The sequence below is a fragment of the Bifidobacterium sp. ESL1133 genome (genome assembly GCF_058107325.1).
Genome location: NZ_JBYLUI010000002.1, coordinates 72,997 through 90,221, shown reverse-complemented (window position 1 = coordinate 90,221; position 17,225 = coordinate 72,997). Strand labels below are relative to the sequence as shown.

The following is a 17,225-nucleotide window of genomic DNA, read 5'->3' as shown; positions in this document are numbered from 1 at the left end:
GAGACGGTAGCCGAACGAACTGCGCCTCTGATTTGCACGAAAAGATGCCTCCGCATCTGCTCGTTGGCAACGGCTGCGCGTACGATGACCACGTATTGTTTGCGACGGTCATATGACGCTAGGAGGCCTTCGGCGTGATCGATGAGCCAGGTGACGAGCCAATATTGCTGTCCGAGCCGGCAGGTGGCGTGCCCGATGTCACCGACACCTTGGAAGGGTATACACACGCCTGTGCCGCTCTGTCCAAAGCAACAGGGCCTATTGCTGTCGATGCCGAACGCGCGTACGGCTATCGCTACTCGCACCGGGACTGGTTGATCCAGTGCAAGCGAGAAGGTGCCGGCATCTTCTTGCTTGACCCTGTTGCTTTGGCCGAGGCTGGTGTTGACTGGAATGTGTTCAACGAAGCAGTCCATGGAGTCACGTGGATATTGCATGACGCGCGGCAGGATCTGCCGGGATTTGCGGAACTGGGACTGAAACCGTCTGCGCTGTTCGACACCGAAGTCGCGGCAAGACTGCTTGGACAGCGCAAATACGGGTTGGCATCAGTGGTCGAGCACTACCTTGGATTGCGGCTGGCCAAGGAGCATTCTGCCTCGGACTGGTCAACTCGTCCTCTGCCACGCGACTGGCGCAACTATGCGGCCCTCGATGTCGAGGTACTCGCCGAACTGGCTGAGCGCATGAGGCAAGACCTAGAGCAGCAAGGCAAAACGACGTGGGCCGAGGAAGAATTCGCGTACGTTCTGGAGCAGGGATTGGCTCCAAAGCCCAAGCGCGTGGATCCGTGGACCTCCATCTCGCACTTCACCTCGCTCAGTCACGATCGGCGTGCCCAGGCTGTGGCCAAATCGCTGTGGGAGGAGCGCGACCGATTGGCTCGCCGGTACGACATCGAACCCACGTTGCTGCTTGCCGACGCCGCCATCGTAGAAGCCGCGTTGAAAAAACCGCACAATGCCAGTCAGTTCCGCGCCATCCGTTCACTTAACGAGCGTGTACGCGTGCACGGGGTGGGGCGTGACCAGCGCAAAATGTTCGAACGGTATGCGCCCATTCAGCGTTCAGTGAAGCCATCGGTATGGAAGCAGGCCATCCAAGATGCGCTTGATCTGCCGCGCAGTCAGTGGCCTCAATACAGTGTTCACCCAGTCAATGCACACGGCAAAGCTCCCCGATCACTCAAGCAGTGGCGGGTCAAGCACCCAGAACGCCTGGAACGGCTTCAGTTGGCACGTGCGGTGGTGGAGCAGGTGGCTCAAGACACTCACACGTCTCAGGACATGATTCTCTCTCCTCGCATCCTGCGTTCGTTATGTTGGTGTGAGTCTGTGAGCGATGTCGATGTGGCAGGGTTCATGCTGGGGGAGGGTGCCCGACATTGGCAGGTAGACCTTGTGGCAGAGTCCGTAAGTCGAGTTATCATATGAGGGTTGCCTTTAGGGCAGAAGTAGTCGTATACACCGTCAGGAGACTAGCGTGAAAATCAGCGTCAGGAATCTCGAGCCCACCAAGGTGAAGCTCACCGTCACCGTCGACCCCGAAGAGTTCGACCCCTACATGGAGCAGGCTCGCACCGAGATTGCCAAGCAGATCAACGTTCCTGGCTTCCGCAAGGGTCATGTGCCCGGCAAGGTTGTAGAGCAGCGCGTGGGCTATCAGACCGTGGCCGGCGAGGCCGCCAACAATGGCGTACCCGAGCTGTATTCCAAGGCTTTGGAAGAGAAGAAGATTCGCCCCATGGCACAGCCCCAGCTGGATGTGCAGGAGATGCCGGAATCCGCCAAGGACGACACCAAGCTGAAGTTCGTGGCCACCGTGGAGCGTCGCCCCGACATCGAGCTGCCCAAGCTTGACGGCATGGAGATCGACGTAGCCAAGGTTGAGGTGAGCGACGAGGATGTCAATAAGCGCCTTGACGCTCTGCGCCAGCGTTTCGGTACCCTCGTGGGCGTGGACCGTCCTGCGGCCAAGGGCGACTATGCCAACATCGATCTGGATGCGCAGATTGACGGCGAGTCCGTGGATTCCCAGGAAGGCGTGAGCTACGAACTGGGCAGCGGTACTCTGCTTGATGGCATTGACGAAGCTCTGGAAGGTCTGTCCGCAGGTGAGGAGACCACCTTCGAAGGTACGCTCGAGAGCGGCGAGCACGAAGGCGAAAAGGCTCAGATTAAGGTGAAGGTGAACTCGGTCAAGGCTGAAGAGCTGCCCGAGCTGGACGATGATTTCGCTCAGGAAGCCTCTGAATTCGATACGCTCGAAGAGCTCAAGGCCGATGTGCGCAAGCAGAGTGAGCTCGACACCAAGGGGCGCCAGGCCAACGACGCGCGTGACGCGTTCCTCGCCAAGCTCAAGGAAGGCCAGGATATTCCGCTGCCCAAGGGTGTAAAGGAAGAGATGGTCAACGAGCAGCTCAAGCAGGTGAGCGCTGACCCGTCGAAGGCCACCAAAGAACAGAAGAAGGAAGCTACCGAGACTGTCGAGAAGGAACTGCTCGACCAGATTGTGCTCGATACGCTGGCGGAGCAGATGGAAGTCAAGGTCTCTCAAATGGACGTGACCAACTTCCTCGCTTCCATCGCTCAGCAGTACGGCATGGATCCCTCCGCGTTCATCAACGCCATTGTCAACAATGGGCAGCTGGGCTCCGCCGTGCAGGAAGTCGGCCGTTCCAAGGGTCTGATCGCCGGCATGCGCGCAGTGAAGTTCACCTCTGATGGTGCTGAGCTCGATTTGAGCGAGTTCCTGCAGGACGGCTCCGAAGAGGCTGCTGACGAGTCCGAGAGCGAACAGGCTGCAGCCGCAGCCGCCGCCGTTGCGGACGAACTGAGCAACGAGTCCGAAGCGGACGACGCTGAGTAGGCAAGGTTTGCGGATGCTGTGATGTGCAGCGCCTATGAGCGTTGTTGCAGATCAGCTGCGCTTTGGCGGTTGCCGGTTGTGCAGCTCGAATTGCAGTGATTATGGGAGCCCGGGTACGCCCGGGCTTCTTGCATATTGCAGGCTTGCAACAGGTTCCGGGCGAGTGACATACAACAAGCTAGCGGAATGCAACTCGTGGTTGAGCGCCGGGAGCAGGTTGTATAGTCCCCGTTCCCGCGACATGTGTGTGTTCCCTGGAAATTACAGAGCAAGAGCGGCATGGAGAAAAGAGATATGATGCGCAGTGCCACAGATTGGAAACGACGCAGCGCACTCGTGTCTGGACTAGTGGTGCTCGGTGTTGCCGTTGGTCTTTCGTCCGGTCTGCTGTCGGTCATGCTGAAATGGGTGGAACAGCTGACGCTTGGGTTCGTTGAAAGCCCGCAGACGCCAGGTCCCTCATCGGTAGCACCGTCACGGCGCATTCTTGCCGTGGTTCTAGGTGCAATATTCGCGGCAGCAGTGTGGTGGTGGTTGCGCAACCGTACTGCTGCAGTGCCGTCTGTGAAACAAGCAGTGGCGGGGGAGCATATGCCCTTTGTTCAGACCACGGTGCATGTGCTGCTGCAGATTCTCATCGTAGGTTCCGGGTCGTCGGTGGGGCGTGAGGTGGCTCCTCGCGAGTTTGGTGCGCTGCTGGGTCAACGCGTGTCAGCAGCATTGCACGTGGATAAGCGCGGAACCGAAGTCATCGTGGCATGCGCTGCGGCTGCAGGCTTGGCGGGAGTGTACAACGCGCCGATGGCCGGTACCATGTTCGCGGTAGAGATATTGCTGACCGAGATGACCGGTCGCGTGGTCGCCTTGGCACTGGGATTGTCGGCCATTTCGGCATTCGTGGCATCTCTGGTGCGCGGGCAGGAGACCTTCTATCAAGTGCTGCTTCCAAGCATGGGCAATCCTGGATGGGCCATGATCGGCTTCGCCGTGGTGTGTGGATTGTGCTGCGGAGTGCTGGGAGCTGCGTTCCGCAAAGCTTCCGGATGGGCGCAACGGCATCGTGCCGCTGGTGCACCGATACTGTGGTGCATGCCGCTTGCCGCGCTGCTCACCGGGGTAGTGGCCCTGTGGTTGCCACAAGTGATGGGTAACGGTCGCGCTGCAGCTCAACTTGCCTTCTCTACCATGACTCCGACCGCGCGTGCACAGTGGACTGGTGTTGGCGTACTGCTGGCTGTTGGTCTGGCCAAAGCAGCGTTGACAGTGCTGACAATTCGCTCTGGCGCTTCGGGTGGCGTACTGCAACCAGGCATTGCGCTGGGAGCGGTGTGCGGGGCACTGCTGGGAGTGGTGACTTTGTCGCTCATGCCTGGTCTGTCAGCCGGTCTCACAGTAGGCGCATGCGCTCTAGTGGGAGCTTCCAGCCTACTTGCTGCATCTCAGCAGGCGCCGCTTATGGCCATGTTTTTGGTGATGGAATTAACCGGTGTGCCAGTGTCGTATATGGTTCCGCTTGGGCTGGGAGCCGCGTGCGCATGGTGTGCTGCGAAGCTGGTGCATTAGCCGAACTATACGACTAATTCGATGGCTTCGAGGCTATGAGCGCAAAGTGTACGGCTGTCGCAACCGTCGGGGTAATATTGACCCACAAACATATAACTCGTTGAAGGAGATATGGTGGCAGGTTTTCTGACATCCACGCCAGCGATGGACGATGGGGATTCCGCTCCGTCCATCACGGACCCGATTTTCAACAGGCTGCTCAAGGAACGCATTATCTGGCTCGGTGACGAGGTCAAGGATGCCAATGCCAACGTGATTTGCGCGCAGATGCTGATGCTTGCAGCCGAGGACCCCAAGAAAGACATCTGGCTGTACATCAACTCTCCCGGCGGCTCCATCACCGCCGGCATGGCCATTTACGACACCATGCAGCTCATCGAACCGGACGTGGCCACCGTGGCTGTGGGTATGGCGGCTTCCATGGGTCAGTTCCTGCTGTCCAGCGGTGCGAAGGGCAAGCGGTTTGCCACTTCTCATGCACGCATCCTCATGCATCAGCCTTCCGGCGGTATCGGCGGCACGCAGACCGACGTGCGCATCAACGCCGAGCTCATCATGGATATGAAGCAGACCCTTTCGCAGCTCACCGCCGACCAGACCGGTCACACGCTGGAGGAGATTTACCGCGACAACGAGTACGACCACTGGTATACCGCCCAGCAGGCGTTGGACTATGGGTTCTTCGATAAGATCGTGACCACGCCTGGTTCAATGAGCACGGCTGGTGTTGCCGGCAAGGAAGGTGAATGAGATATGGCAAGTGAAGAAGCGCAGTTCGTCTCCCGTGCCGAGCGTCTCGCAGGCCCACGTGGTGTGGCCGGATTCGTGCCGAGCGACCGTTACGTCATGCCACAGTTCAGCGAGAAGACGCCATACGGCATGAAGACGCAGGACGCCTACTCGCGTCTGTTTGAGGATCGCATCATCTTCATGGGCGTACAGGTGGATGATACTTCCGCCGACGACATCATGGCGCAGCTGCTGGTGCTGGAAAGCCAGGATCCGAACCGTGACGTGATGATGTACATTAACTCTCCCGGTGGTTCCATGACCGCCATGACGGCCATCTACGACACGATGCAGTACATCCAGCCGGATGTGCAGACCGTATGCTTGGGGCAGGCTGCTTCTGCAGCGGCCATTCTGCTGGCTGCCGGCGCCAAGGGCAAGCGTCTTATGCTGCCCAACGCGCGCGTGCTCATCCACCAGCCTGCCATCGACCAAGGTTTCGGTAAGGCCACGGAGATTGAGATTCAGGCCAGGGAGATGCTGCGCATGCGTTCCTGGCTCGAGGAGACGCTTTCCAAGCACACCGGTCAGCCTAAAGACCGCATCGCCAAAGACATCGAGGTGGATACCTTCCTCACTGCTGACGAGGCCAAGGAATACGGCATGGTGGACGAGGTGCTGGCGCACCGCAGGTAGTGCAGCTCGGCGCAAAAGGCAGGGTTCGTTCTGCTGCGGCCGGTGCTCTCCCGATGTGGGGACGCCGGCCGCGCTTGTATGTTAGGTGCAGCGAATTGGCTGCATTTCTGAGACCAGCACCCAACGTTCTGTGTTCGGGGTATCGTTGGTTTGAGGACGACGACGATAAGGGGTCACTATGGGACGCGTGGTGAGTTACAACGAGGAAGTACCCCGCTGCACGTTCTGCGGCAAGACCGAACGGCAGGTGCGCAAGCTCGTCACCGGTCAGGCGGCCGCGATTTGCGACGAATGCATTGCTCTGTGCGTCGATATCATCTCTGAAGAGCGGCAGAACGATGCTCAAGCCAGCACGCTGTCGCTGCCGAAACCGACGCAGATCTACCGGTATTTGGACGAATATGTGGTGGGGCAGCCGCAGGCCAAGCGTACCCTGTCAGTGGCGGTCTACAACCATTACAAGCGTGTGGGCATGGAACTGCAGGAGGAAGCCGCGGCTTCCGCTTCGATGCCGAAGCGCGGTGGTGTTGAGCCTGATAGCAAGGGGACGTCCGGCATGCGCGCGGATACCTCCGCAAACGGAACCGGTGCTGCCACAGGTAGCGCTGGGAGTGTCGCCTATGGTAGCGCAGCCGGTCTGGGGACTGGTCTGCCGGCCGATGATTTTTCTCAAGTGCAGGTAGCCAAATCGAATATCCTGCTGCTTGGCCCCACCGGTGTTGGCAAAACATATTTGGCGCAAACTCTGGCGCGCGTCATGAACGTGCCGTTCGTTATCACCGATGCCACCACGCTCACCGAAGCGGGCTATGTTGGCGATGATGTGGAAACCGTGTTGCAACGCTTGTTGCAAGCCGCCGACGGTGACGTGGAACGGGCACAGCACGGCATCATCTACATCGATGAGATTGACAAGATAGCGCGCAAAAGCGGTGAAAACACGTCCATCACGCGCGATGTGAGCGGTGAGGGCGTGCAGCAGGCCCTACTGAAGATTCTGGAGGGCACTGTTGCCACTGTGCCGACGGAGGGCAACCGCAAGCATCGCGAACAGAACATGGTCAAAATGGACACGCGCGGTATCCTGTTCATCTGTGGGGGTGCGTTCGTGGGGCTCGACGAGATCATTAGGACTCGCATGGGGGCGCGTGAGAGCGGGTTTGGTGCTTCCTGGCATGTGCGTGATTTGGATGCGCAAGAGATTCTGACTCATGTGTGTGCCGATGACTTGGCCCAGTTCGGGCTGCTGCCAGAGTTCATCGGGCGCCTGCCGGTGGTGAGCGTGCTTGAAAAGCTTGGTGAAGCCGATTTGCGCGATATTCTCGTCAAGCCGGCGAATGCGCTGATCAAACAGTACAGCAAGCTGTTTGCGGTCGATGGTGTGGAGTTAACCTTCACGAACGGGGCGCTGGAAGCCATTGCCCATGCCGCAATGAGTGAGGGGACCGGTGCCAGAGGGCTGCGTGGCATCATCGAGAAGACGCTTGAAGACACGATGTTCAAGCTTCCGGAGATGAGTGATGTCAGCCAAGTGGTGGTGGATGAGGCTGCCGTCAACGGTGAGGGTGTTCCGAAGCTGGTTTCGGGGACTGGTTTTGACGGTGCAGCAGTGGCAGAAGGCATCGAAGCCGGGCTTGGCGATGGCGGCGATGAGGCGAATACCCAAGATATTCCTGAGGTCAGTAGACTGCGCGTGGCATAAGGCGCTGTGTGAACTGTTTTCGTTGTGGCTTGCGGGTTTAGGGTTGCGGCTTGCAGGTTCCAGTTTGTGACTTTTAGGCTGTAGTTTGCCGGTTGCGGGTTTTGGGTTTAGGGTTGCAGCTGGTGGATTTAGGGCTTCAGGTTTCGGCTGGTGACTGGTGACGGGTGGTTTTGTTGGTTTCGGCTGGTGACTGGCGGCTTCGTTGGGTTTAGTGCTGTGGTGCTGCGTATGCATTGTGACGAGGCACATTGAGATGAATCACATGTATTTGGCAACACGCGGTATTGCGCAGAGTCTGCTTTCGCAGTAGAATGGTCGAGTTGCCACAATGTGGCAGTGCGCGCCAGTAGCCCAGTGGATTAGAGCAGCTGACTACGGATCAGCAGGTCGCAGGTTCGAATCCTGTCTGGCGCACAGTGAATGTTCAGTGCTGAAGTCTCCAAATTTACTGAACTTTTCAAGTTTAGTTTAGTCTATTTTATATTTGGTTAGTCGCGTGAACCGCGTGCCGGTGCAATGGCACGTCTTGCAAGCAGAGCCGTGTTGAAGAGCGTAAATTCGTTATTTTGCTGCATACCCTGATAGTAGTTCTTAGAAAGGTACGGCCGTACCCGGACCGTATATGACAGACCGAACGTGTCTTCAGAAAGTAGGATTTTGTTGCATAACTCAAACTTCCTAAAAGGTGCATGGATGCCAAACATGACTGAAGAGCATCACAAGGTTAGCACGACACAGGGTTCCCAAGCGAACTTGGGAACCCTGGCAAAAGAGGACAGAACAACAAACTGCCCTATCAGCTGGGAGCCCGTCCCCGAAGAAGTGTTTAGCCCGCCTCAAAGTGGGAACGTCAACAAGTGCTTTACCAACCGACAAGGCTTACTATACATGATACGCTTGAGCTTGTCGAACATCCTTTCAACAAAAGGGCAATCGGCCGGTCGGCAACAGTCGACGCGACATTGGTCGCGCCGAAACGGCGTGACTGTAAAAGAAAGGCACGTAACGTGCGTAACAACTATGAGGGGCCTGGTTCGGGTTCGTTGGTTCTGCTGATGGTGGTGTTGGTGGTGACCTTGTCTGGCAAGGTGCGCCCAGATGTTGCTGATGTGGTGATATTGGCGTTGTGCTGGTACTCCATGAGAGGCGGTGACAGCGAGTTGAAGTAGGGGAGATGGCTCACGAGTATTGAGTAGTGCACTCGTAGTCAAGGTATTCCGCCCGTCCTGCACTTTGTAGGACGGGCTTTCTCATGGATTGTTGACGTGCTTGGCGGGTGTGGGTGGTTGGGTGCGGTGGTGTTGTTGCACCCAACCACTCTTTATGGTTCCGTCATCGCCTTGGGTTGAGAGAGGTTGCGGCTGGTGACGGAAGTCTGGTTGGTTGATGGGATGATGGGTACGTTTCGGTCAGTTTGTTGCGGTATGGTGACCGAAATGTACCGATTTGCGGAGTTATAGGGTTGGGTTAGTTGGTGGCGATGTGGTGTTGTTTGTGTTTCAACACTAGGGTGACGGTGAGCAGCACTGCGGCGATGATGGCACCGATGAACGCTACTGTGGCTGCGGTGGCGGTGCCGCCGGTGAACGGGAGCGCGGTGACGGTGCGGTGGTAGGTGACGGTGACTTCTTTGGTGTCGTTGCCGCCGTCTGCGATGGTGTTGAGCCAGACTCCGGTTTGGCATGTGACGGTTGGCTGGTTGGTGTGGTAGTTGGGGATGGTGGGGCTGTCGATTGTGAATATGAGGATTTTTCTGGTTTCATCGACGGTGCCCCAGATGACGGTGGGGTCGTTGCCGGGGTAGGTCCAGCCGGTGTCGGTGATGGAGGTTCCGGTGTCTGGTCTGGTGGTGTAGTCGCGGGTGATGGTGACGGTTTTGGTTTGGTCCGGGTGCAGGGTGTTGCCTTGGTCGTCTTTGTAGTGGACGATGAGGGTGGCGTTCCAGGATTCGTGTTTGGGAACGGTTTTCCAGCAGGTGATCCAGTAGTCGGTGTGGCCTGCTGGATACGCGGTGTTGGCGGGTAGGGTGCACGATGTGTCGGTACATGTTAGCGGTGGTGTACCCGAGTCAATGTAATAACCGTTGGGCACGTTCAACGCTTTGTTTGCGGTGGTGATGGCATCTCCTCGGTATCCGTTGAACACTTGTTGTAGGCTGGTGTCTTCGACTCCGTTTTTGGTGTAGTGGACGGTCAGTGATGCTGCGGGTCTGGTGTAGATGACGGTGGTGACGGCATCGGTGGCTGTTTGCAGGTTTGTGCCGTACACGGGGGTGCCGGCGCTGTTGACTGGCTGCGGCATGGCGACGGTGCGGCTGTTGGGATCCCAGCTGCCGTTGGATACTGATACGTCGTAGCCGTTGATGTCTGGTACGTAGACGCGGTTGTAAGCGGGCATGCCGGCCGAACCGCCACCACCGTTCAGCCGATACTGGTCGAATGCTGTTGCAGCAGGACACTGGACGCTCACAATAGGAGCTCGCAATATTAAATGAGCGCTATTGCCTTCGTAGTCATAGCATTTGCGCGGTCTACCACTGCTTGTGCAGTATGTATTGGGTTGAAGTTGTGCGGTACCAGTGGCACGTGATTGAACATCGAGGGTCGAGGGCGACTGGTCTTCAGTGTCGGGCGGTGTGCCAAGGGTCGGGTCATCGGGATCAAGCGACTGATGCCCACCGTTGCAAGCGATATCGTTTGAGGGACGGCCGTTGCTGCATATTGTTCCACTCCATGAGGGAACCGTGACGTTGCCGGTGTAGTAGACGCTGCCGTTGTATGAGCATTTGTAGGGCTGCGTGGTATTGACCTGAGTGTCGATGGCGGAGAAGGAAATATTGGGACCGTCTGTGTGGGCGTCGTAGAAGATGGTTTGCGACGAATCACCTTGAGTGGCCCCACCGGTGGAATAACGGAACTGAATGGTGTTGGTGGCGGTGACAGCGCAGAACGTTCCCCATCGGTTTACTTGGCTTTTGACACTTCCGCCGAGCGAGCTTGAACTGCCGGGTTTAATGGGTTGAAAGCCAGGGCGGCCAGGACTGCCTGTACTGGGGGAAGGGTCATTGCCCATGGAAACGGTGAAGCCGCTGTCCTCCACGCAATTGACGGTGCCTCGAGTCAAAGGGTTACTTGCATCATCAGATTGTGCGTCTACGTTGGCGGTACCTATGTCTGCAAGCGCAGACGCACCGGCATCGAACTTTGCTGCGCTGGAACCTAATAGTTTACTTTGCTGGGGGGGGGTAATATTTGATGCCTGTGAGGCTGTATCGCTGGAAAGTGATGCAATGCTGGACTCCGCGTCGCCAGCTGCGGTGGCGGTGCCTTCCGTTGCGACGGCGCTGAGACCGGTAGGAATGAGAGTGACAAGGCATACGAGTGCCGCGATGATGATTCTGGTGGCATTGCCGCGGGTTGGCTTGCTGGCGTGGCGGCCTGTGGTGGTAGGCAAGGTCATGCGAACGATTCCTCCATGTGTGTGCGCCCGAACCGCTCGGCGCCAACTGTGCTTTTCTGCGCGTACGCCGGCACTGCTGGTAGGGCAAAGCCAACGCATACTTGCTAAACATTGTATATAATAACTGTGACATAACTAACAACCGTTATGTTTGGGAGTATATGTCATGACGAATGCATGATGCGACAACATTGCAAGGTTGACTTGCATTCCGGCCAGTCAAGTCCTACGAATTTTGAGCATCTTCTTGTCAACACGGCGTATTGTGGCACGCCGCTGCTGTCAGTGTTCCAGTGTTGACCAGTGCCGGCTGAGTGCCTGCCCGCACTAGCGCAGCGTGGCGATGGCCAGGCCGGTACCGGTGGGGGTGAGGGCGGTATCGAACCGATCGTCGTTCTCCAACTGTTTGAGCAGATCAGTGGTGATGCGCGCCTTGTCATGGTCGTTGGGGTTGAGCATGTCGGTGAGCAGCAGGAAGCCGTTGTCTCGCAGCAGTGTCGCTGCTTGCTTGACGGTCGGCTCGTAGTTCGCGGGGTCTCCGGACACCACGATGATGTCATAATTGTTGGGGTTCAAGCGCGGCAGAAACTCGGCAGGGGACGTGCTCACCGCGCGCAGGCTCACGCCGGGATATGCGGCCGCATCGAAGTGCTGACGTGCGTCATCGGCACCGTGCGGCGACGAATCGACCACGGTCAGCTGACCTTCGCGGTTAAACCCGGCAGCCAACGCCATGGCTTCGGGCGTGGAATCGGTGCCCACACTGATTGCCGATGAAGCGTGAAGCACACGTGTCATGAAGGTAAGCAGTTGTGCCTGGGCGGCGCTGTGCGCAAGCTGCTCGGCAGGTGAGGGCTGGGGAAGAGGGGACTGTGCGCCTGTTGACTTTGAGGGCGAGGCGCTGCTGGTGGAGCTGGTGCTGCTGATCTTGGTAGACGGCTGTATACCGGTGTTTGTCTTGGTCTCGCTGCCTGTACCGGAATCTTGCTGGGGTTGGCCGTGCTGCGGTTGATTTGGCTGGTCGGCAACAGTTTGATTGCAGTGGATGGCATGCTGTTCGGCAGCTTGCCACACGGTGGCTACGGTGGAGGGCAACGAGTTCTTCATATCAACCCACTGTAGTACATGCCCTGGCAGGGAAGCTATTGCTGGCAGCTGTTGGTGAGCGACACGAGTTTCCACATCTCCTCGCCTACGTCGATGCCTTGCGGACAGGCACGGCTGCACGAGCGCACCTGAGCACATGCTGCAACTCCGTCACTAGACGAGATGGCATCGATGCGCTCCTGCTTTGCCTCGTCGCGGGAATCGTTGATGAACCGTCCTGCTGAAACGAGGGCCGCCGGGCCAAGAAACGCTTCGCCACCGGCATATACCGGGCAGCTGCCCTCACAGATACCGCAGGAGATACACGTGGTCAGCTTCTCGTAGCGGGCCAGCTGTTCGGGATTCTGGAGGTATTCGAACATGTCCACGTCGCCATTGGGTTTGGTTTTCAGCGTTCCTGCAGCCTGAAGGTACGGTTTGAGACTGGCGATCTGCGTCATCATGGTGTCGATGTCCACAATGAGGTCGCGCTGCACCGTGAACCCGGGGAGTGGAGCGATCTCGATGACGCCAAGGTCGGTATTGGGTGATGATTGAGCGGCGTTCTCAGCATTGGTGGCACTGGCAGTGCCGGCATCGTCAGCTGTGCCGGATGCGGCAGCGGTGTGCGATGATGGAGCCGCGTTGGTGCGACGGAACGCGGGTTGCTCAGGTTTGGCGCAGGACATCACGGTTGCTGTGCACAACAGTGTTGGGGAGCCGTTGACTGCAACCGCGTCTGAACCGCAGATGCCATGCCCGCACGAATAACGGAAAGCCAAGGTCGGGTCGAGCGTACGTTTGACGGTGAGCAGACAATCCAGCAGCGTGGTGTCCGGACTGACCTGCAACTCGTAGTCTTGGCTCCACCGTTTGCCGCGAGGGCGGTTTGGAGTCCTGCTAGAACCAAAGGGGTTGCTGGACTTGCGCTCGCCGAACGGGCTGCTGGACTTGCGAGCCGCGGTTTGTGCACGTGGCGAGAACCTGCTGACGCGCAAGGTCACTGTGGCAAGTTCGCTGCTGGTCTGTGTCATCGCTCCTCGTCTCCTTTGAGTTCATTCGCGTGTTCGCGCCGTGGCTGACGCTCACATGTACCCCGGTATCTCCATTATCACGCACTACACGATTTTACCGGTGCAAAGTGTCACTTTCGGCGGTGTTCGTCGTTCGGGCACACTGCACCTGTATGTTTCGTACGGTGTTGCCGTGCAGTGCGCTGTAGGTCAGGTTTAGTGTGTTTCTGCCGTCAGTATGAGCGCCGTTGCGGAGGCATGTCAATGATGTGAACCGGTTGCCAAGTCACGGATCCAGAAGCGTCCGTCATGGAGTGTGACAAGAACGCTTCGTCGTTGCGTTGCGGGAAGTCGTTGCGGCTGAACGATCCACGTGATTCATGCCGCGCCCGTGACGCATGGAGCATGGTGAGAGCCAGAGAACTAAGATGTTCGACTTCCATGATGGCCGTGACCTCTTGGTTGAATGCGGCAGTGTCGCTGTGGGCGTGCAGCTGTCTGACTTGGGGGATGATGTCGTGCTCCACGAGGTGTATGGCTTCGGCAATGGTGCTCTCATCGCAGCGTACGGCCAGCGCGCGTTCCGTGATGGAGCCGAGTTGGGCGAGCAGCGCATACGGGTTGGTATCGCTGCGGTCGAGTGACTCTGGTGCGGACGGGCTTGCATGTGCGCTTGCTGTTGCTGCTGCTGATGTTTCCGATACTTCGGAGATGTCTTGCTTGAACATCGCTTCGATGCTCTGCCGTCGCGCCTCGGCAGTGTGTTCGCACAACCCAGTTTGGTTGAGTGTTCCGCTGCTGTCTTGATGCTCGGAAACGGTTGGTACGGTGAGTATTCGTTCGGCGATGGCCGTACCGGCGCGTGTGCCGAACAGGCAGGCATCGAGCAGCGAATTGCCGCCCAGACGGTTGGCGCCATGCACGGAGACGCAAGAGCATTCCCCGGCCGCATACAACCCAGTGATCAGTCGGCGTTCATCGTGCTCCCACCGGTATACCTCGCCGTCGGTGGTGATGGGGATGCCGCCCATGGTGTAGTGCGCGGTGGGTTTGACGGGCACCCAGTCGTGGGTAGGGTCCAGACCTGCATACCGGGTGATGGTATCGAGCACTTGGGGCAGTGCCTCATGCATGCGCTCAGTGCCGATGCTCGTAAGATCCAACCATACGCAGTCGCTCGGGCCATCGGGTTCCTTGGGGTCCGGCACGCCCCGACCTGCATCGACTTCGGCTATTATGGACCTGCTTACCACGTCTCTTGCGGCAAGGTCTCGGTGTTCGGGCGCGTATCGTGCCATGAACGCCTCACCATCGGCGTTGCGCAGCACACCGCCCTCGCCGCGTACCGCCTCGGAAAGCAATATCCCAGTGTGTGCCAGCCCGGTTGGGTGGAATTGGATGAATTCGATGTCTTCCAACTGCAGTCCGGCATTTACCGCCAGTGCCATGCCGTCTCCAGTCAAGTCCCAAGAGTTAGACGTGGTCTGGAACAGGCGGCCTGCTCCTCCGGTGGCGAGCACCACGTTGTACGCGTTGAGCGCATGCGTCTGCCCGGTATGTGTGTCGAGAGCGACCACGCCTTCTACGGCATTGCTGTCTTCGCTGAGCACCAGGTCGGTGACGTACCATTCTTCGGCGAACTCCACACCGAGCCCTTGCGCCTGCTGCCACAGAGAATAGAGGATCTGGTGTCCCACACGGTCGGCGGCATAGGCTGCGCGCTTTACAGGCCGGCCTCCGAACTCGGCGGTGTGGCCGCCAAACCTGCGTTGGGCGATGTGTCCGTCCTCGGTTCGGGAGAATGCCACCCCGTCATGCTCAAGACTGATGACGGTGCGGGGTGCCTCCTGAGCCAACAGTTGCGCGGCATCCTGATCCACCAGCCAGTCGCCGCCTTTGACGGTGTCGTAATAGTGCCAATGCCAGTCATCATGTTCTGAGTTGCCCAGACTTGCGGCGATGCCGCCTTCCGCTGCCCCGGTATGCGAACGCAGCGCCTGAAGTTTGGAGACAACGAGAATGCGCGGAGTGCTGCCGGCACCGTTGTTGTCGTTGCCGCTGTTGTTGTCGGTGCTGGTGTGCTGCGTGCCGGTCGTTGTGCGACGTACCATGGCCAACGCCGCCGACAATCCTGCGGCTCCGGCTCCTACGATGACGGCGTCGTACATGGGATACACGTGGTGCTCGTTCATGGTTTGATTGTCGCACAAGCCCTGCCGTGCCGCTAATGCGGCGGTGTTGAATGTGGCGTTGGGTGTGGTACGCAATGTGTTGCCGCTGGTGACTGGGGTGGTGGTGTTGACGATGCCGGAGTGGACAATGGAAGCGATGTCTGGATCGTTTAATGCCAAAGTGTATGACGTGGTGCGCAGCATACCCGCCGGTCGGGTGGCCACGTACGGCCAGGTTGCGGCCGCCGCAGGCAATCCGCGCAACGCGCGTTTCGTGGGGTTCGCGTTGCATGCCAACCCCGAACCAGGTGTCATTCCCTGCCATCGGGTCGTGTTCCGTGACGGTTCGCTGGCACCGGGATTCGCTTTCGGCGGTCCCATGCGGCAGCGCGCTCTTTTGGAAGAGGAAGGTGTGCGATTCATGCCAAGTCCTTCCGATCGGGAGAACGCCGGGGAGGACGGCTGGGTGGTTGACCTTGAACAGTGCCAGTGGCAAGGCTGACCACTCCTAAGGTCATGGTGACCAGACCTTCCAATTCCATCGCTCCCAGCGTTTGACCGAGCTTTGCTATGGTCCATGGCTCGTTTTGGGAACCAGACCCGCCGGCAGTGGACGCGTTGAGCGCGTTGAGCAAATTGTCGGGAGTGGCGGCGATCCGGGTGTTCCGGCACCTACGGTACGCACGTATGATCGCTTGATGGCATTCGCTGAGCGAAGCATGGTCGATTGGATCATGTGCTTCTGAACCGGCGGTGGCTGATTGAGCGACGGCGGATGACGTAATCATTGCGACCTCGCCATCCGGCACTGTGGTGCATGGTATTGCGTTTATGTGCGGGAGGCCGGACGGTGCATGACTTTCGTGACGGATACCTGTCTCATGGACCGAGGTGAGCAGCATGGCACGATTGTCTCTGATGAGATGATTGCACCCCGTGTTTTCCGGAGTGTTGATGTTTCCGGGCACAGCATAGACCTCGCGTCCCAGGTCGGCAGCCCACAAGGCTGTGTTGAGTGCGCCGGAGCGGGTGCGTGCCTGTGCCACGACCACACTGGAAGACAGCGCCGCGATGATGCGGTTGCGCAGTAGGAACCGTCTGGCTTCAGGAATCGTATCGGGGCATAGTTCGCTGATGAGTGCGCCCCGTTGTTCGCGCATGCGTTGAAACAAGTCGGTGTTGCGCCTCGGACCCATATGCTTCAATCCTCCCGCAAATACCGCAACCGTGCGGCCGGAATGCTCGGGGCCGAGCCTGGACATGCTCTCCAACGCACCCCAGTGTGCTGCGGCATCGACCCCATACGCGCCACCGGAAACGACGAGGTGCCCATTCTCAGCTGTATTCTCGGCGATGGTACGCGCCACATACCGACCATAATCGTTGGTACCGCGCGAACCTACCACAGCGACCGGTTGCGAACAGCTGACTAAAGCATAGGGGTCTCCCAATCCCCATAAGCACAACGGAGTAGCCCACTCTTTGCGGGTGGAAAGATCGTCCAACTGTGAGGGCCAGCATGGGGAAGTGGGGCCTATGATCCATTGCTCGCCCCCGTTGGTGAAGTAATCGATCAGAGTGCTCTCGTCGTTGCTGGGCAAAGCATTAAGGCGCAGATGCCAACGTTGCAGGGCTCGATGGAATGCTTGCATGCCACGAGCGTTAACCTTGCGTCCCCAACGCGCTGTACCTGTTGCAAATACCTCGTCAAGTTTAGCTTGACTGGCTTTGCAACCGGCGCTGTCGCTCTTGGTTTCGTGGATGAGCCGCAAGGCCGCAATGGCACCCTGTGCGCCCTTGATGGTCGCGAACATGAGTGCGTCGGCGCCGTCGATGCAAAAGGTGAGCGTCGCGCGAGCCAGCGTGTCCTCATCGGGTACGTGGCTGGCGGTAGCTATCTCTGCTGCAGATTCGGTGTGTTGGCGTGTATCGGTCATG

At 58.5% G+C, this 17,225-nt stretch carries 13 protein-coding genes and 1 tRNA gene; 9 read left to right on the top strand and 5 right to left on the bottom strand.

Annotated elements, in window-relative coordinates:
* The first annotated feature begins 137 nt into the window (after positions 1 to 137).
* From AC3B5A_RS02615 to AC3B5A_RS02580, 8 genes are all read left to right on the top strand, one after another.
* Complete coding sequence (locus AC3B5A_RS02615; RefSeq protein ID WP_489798940.1) at positions 138 to 1,433, top strand: HRDC domain-containing protein; 1,296 nt, start codon at positions 138 to 140, stop codon at positions 1,431 to 1,433.
* A 49-nt stretch (positions 1,434 to 1,482) separates the two neighbouring features.
* Positions 1,483 to 2,868 carry a trigger factor gene (gene tig / locus AC3B5A_RS02610; protein ID WP_489798625.1) on the top strand — a complete coding sequence of 462 codons (1,386 nt, stop codon included), beginning with the start codon at positions 1,483 to 1,485 and terminating at the stop codon, positions 2,866 to 2,868.
* 279 nt (positions 2,869 to 3,147) lie between these two features.
* Positions 3,148 to 4,431 (top strand): chloride channel protein, encoded by a 1,284-nt coding sequence (locus tag AC3B5A_RS02605; protein WP_489798623.1) that lies wholly within the window; start codon positions 3,148 to 3,150, stop codon positions 4,429 to 4,431.
* Positions 4,432 to 4,575: 144 nt separating this feature from the next.
* Positions 4,576 to 5,181 (top strand): ATP-dependent Clp protease proteolytic subunit, encoded by a 606-nt coding sequence (locus AC3B5A_RS02600; RefSeq protein ID WP_489798939.1) that lies wholly within the window; start codon positions 4,576 to 4,578, stop codon positions 5,179 to 5,181.
* A gap of 3 nt (positions 5,182 to 5,184) precedes the next feature.
* Complete coding sequence (locus AC3B5A_RS02595) at positions 5,185 to 5,856, top strand: ATP-dependent Clp protease proteolytic subunit (protein ID WP_489760637.1); 672 nt, start codon at positions 5,185 to 5,187, stop codon at positions 5,854 to 5,856.
* 178 nt (positions 5,857 to 6,034) lie between these two features.
* Positions 6,035 to 7,558 (top strand): ATP-dependent Clp protease ATP-binding subunit ClpX, encoded by a 1,524-nt coding sequence (clpX, locus tag AC3B5A_RS02590; RefSeq protein ID WP_489798621.1) that lies wholly within the window; start codon positions 6,035 to 6,037, stop codon positions 7,556 to 7,558.
* Positions 7,559 to 7,898: 340 nt separating this feature from the next.
* Positions 7,899 to 7,972: transfer RNA gene (locus AC3B5A_RS02585), tRNA-Arg, on the top strand.
* A gap of 593 nt (positions 7,973 to 8,565) precedes the next feature.
* Positions 8,566 to 8,727 (top strand): hypothetical protein, encoded by a 162-nt coding sequence (locus AC3B5A_RS02580; protein ID WP_489760635.1) that lies wholly within the window; start codon positions 8,566 to 8,568, stop codon positions 8,725 to 8,727.
* 298 nt (positions 8,728 to 9,025) lie between these two features.
* Here AC3B5A_RS02580 and AC3B5A_RS02575 read toward each other — a convergent pair whose 3' ends face one another.
* The 4 genes from AC3B5A_RS02575 to AC3B5A_RS02560 all read right to left on the bottom strand — a co-directional run bounded on the left by AC3B5A_RS02575 (position 9,026) and on the right by AC3B5A_RS02560 (position 15,308).
* On the bottom strand, positions 9,026 to 11,017 hold the full coding sequence (locus tag AC3B5A_RS02575; protein ID WP_489760634.1) for a mucin-binding protein: 1,992 nt from the start codon (positions 11,015 to 11,017) through the stop codon (positions 9,026 to 9,028).
* 327 nt (positions 11,018 to 11,344) lie between these two features.
* Positions 11,345 to 12,124, bottom strand: a complete 780-nt coding sequence (locus tag AC3B5A_RS02570) for an O-methyltransferase (RefSeq protein WP_489798619.1) — start codon at positions 12,122 to 12,124, stop codon at positions 11,345 to 11,347.
* Positions 12,125 to 12,159: 35 nt separating this feature from the next.
* Positions 12,160 to 13,137, bottom strand: a complete 978-nt coding sequence (locus AC3B5A_RS02565; RefSeq protein ID WP_489760632.1) for a succinate dehydrogenase/fumarate reductase iron-sulfur subunit — start codon at positions 13,135 to 13,137, stop codon at positions 12,160 to 12,162.
* Between the two features lie 212 nt (positions 13,138 to 13,349).
* Positions 13,350 to 15,308, bottom strand: a complete 1,959-nt coding sequence (locus AC3B5A_RS02560; RefSeq protein WP_489798937.1) for an FAD-binding protein — start codon at positions 15,306 to 15,308, stop codon at positions 13,350 to 13,352.
* Between the two features lie 136 nt (positions 15,309 to 15,444).
* Here AC3B5A_RS02560 and AC3B5A_RS02555 point away from each other — a divergent pair, with 136 nt between their 5' ends.
* The gene (locus tag AC3B5A_RS02555) at positions 15,445 to 15,789 is read left to right on the top strand and encodes an MGMT family protein (protein ID WP_489798618.1); all 345 of its coding nucleotides are present in this window, start codon (positions 15,445 to 15,447) and stop codon (positions 15,787 to 15,789) included.
* Here the strand turns inward: AC3B5A_RS02555 and AC3B5A_RS02550 are convergent.
* A complete protein-coding gene (locus tag AC3B5A_RS02550; RefSeq protein WP_489798616.1) occupies positions 15,707 to 17,224 on the bottom strand; it encodes a DNA-processing protein DprA in 1,518 nt (505 codons plus the stop codon). The two genes, AC3B5A_RS02555 and AC3B5A_RS02550, sit on opposite strands and share 83 nt — an antisense overlap.
* Position 17,225 lies beyond the last annotated feature (1 nt).

Coding starts and splice junctions, on each gene's coding strand:
- AC3B5A_RS02570 (WP_489798619.1), bottom strand. CDS start 12,124: ATGAAGAACTCGTTGCCCTCCACCGTAGCCACCGTGTGGCAAGCTGCC.
- AC3B5A_RS02600 (WP_489798939.1), top strand. CDS start 4,576: ATGGACGATGGGGATTCCGCTCCGTCCATCACGGACCCGATTTTCAAC.
- AC3B5A_RS02565 (WP_489760632.1), bottom strand. CDS start 13,137: ATGACACAGACCAGCAGCGAACTTGCCACAGTGACCTTGCGCGTCAGC.
- AC3B5A_RS02605 (WP_489798623.1), top strand. CDS start 3,148: ATGGAGAAAAGAGATATGATGCGCAGTGCCACAGATTGGAAACGACGC.
- AC3B5A_RS02595 (WP_489760637.1), top strand. CDS start 5,185: ATGGCAAGTGAAGAAGCGCAGTTCGTCTCCCGTGCCGAGCGTCTCGCA.
- AC3B5A_RS02560 (WP_489798937.1), bottom strand. CDS start 15,308: ATGAACGAGCACCACGTGTATCCCATGTACGACGCCGTCATCGTAGGA.
- AC3B5A_RS02575 (WP_489760634.1), bottom strand. CDS start 11,017: ATGACCTTGCCTACCACCACAGGCCGCCACGCCAGCAAGCCAACCCGC.
- AC3B5A_RS02550 (WP_489798616.1), bottom strand. CDS start 17,224: ATGACCGATACACGCCAACACACCGAATCTGCAGCAGAGATAGCTACC.
- AC3B5A_RS02555 (WP_489798618.1), top strand. CDS start 15,445: ATGTCTGGATCGTTTAATGCCAAAGTGTATGACGTGGTGCGCAGCATA.
- clpX (WP_489798621.1), top strand. CDS start 6,035: ATGGGACGCGTGGTGAGTTACAACGAGGAAGTACCCCGCTGCACGTTC.